Source organism: Aquabacterium sp. A08 (assembly GCF_011742065.1).
Window position 1 is genome coordinate 1 of record NZ_JAAQQT010000196.1, and the last position, 859, is coordinate 859.

Below are 859 nucleotides of genomic sequence, written 5' to 3' on the forward strand. Positions count from 1 at the left end.
CCCTGGGAGTCGACGCAGTCGAAGCGGCTTTTCTGGCGCTGGTCCCAGTCCAGCGTGACGCTGGCCGCCCGGTTCAGCAGCACCGGGGCCAGGCCCTGGCCTTGGGGGATGCAGCGGGTGGCGTGGAGCATGTCGGTCATTCGTGGAGGGGCTGGGTGCCGCGTCAGAACAGGCAGTAGCGCTGGGCCAGCGGCAGCACGGCGGCGGGTTCGCACACCAGCAACTGGCCGTCGGCGCGCACCTGGTAGTTTTGCGCGTCGATGTCCATGCGCGGCGCATAGTCGTTGAGCACCATGTCGCGCTTGCCCACGGTGCGGCAACCTTTCACGGCCACCAGCGGCTTTTGCAGGCCAAAGCGCTGGCCGATGCCCGCGGCCAAGCCGGCCTGCGACACGAAGGTGAGCGAGGTTTTGTGCAAGGCCCCGCCGAAGGCGCCGAACATGTGCCGGTAGTGCACCGGCTGCGGCGTGGGGATGGAGGCGTTGGGGTCGCCCATGGCGGCGGCGGCGATCATGCCGCCCTTGAGGATGAGCGCGGGCTTGATGCCGAAGAAGGCCGGCTTCCACAGCACCAGGTCGGCCCACTTGCCCACCTCGACCGAACCGACTTCGTGGCTGACGCCGTGCGCAATGGCGGGGTTGAGGGTGTATTTGGCGATGTAGCGCTTGACGCGGAAGTTGTCGTTGCGGTCGCGCTGTTCGACCTTTTCGGAGCGGCACGGCGTGGGGGCCAGCCAGCCGCGCTGCAGCTTCATCTTGTGCGCCGTCTGCCAGGTGCGGCAGATGACCTCGCCCACCCGGCCCATGGCCTGGCTGTCGCTGCTCATGATGCTGATGGCGCCCAGGTCGTGCAGGATGTC

The 859-nt window shown here is 68.1% G+C and carries 1 protein-coding gene and 1 pseudogene; both read right to left on the reverse strand.

The window, feature by feature from the left end; all coding sequences use genetic code 11:
- Positions 1–131 (reverse strand): annotated as a pseudogene (locus HA630_RS22710) (Urease accessory protein UreE); the annotation flags it as partial.
- A gap of 32 nt (positions 132–163) precedes the next feature.
- On the reverse strand, positions 164–859 hold a 696-nt coding region (locus HA630_RS01100; protein WP_166832108.1), incomplete at its 5' end, for an urease subunit alpha.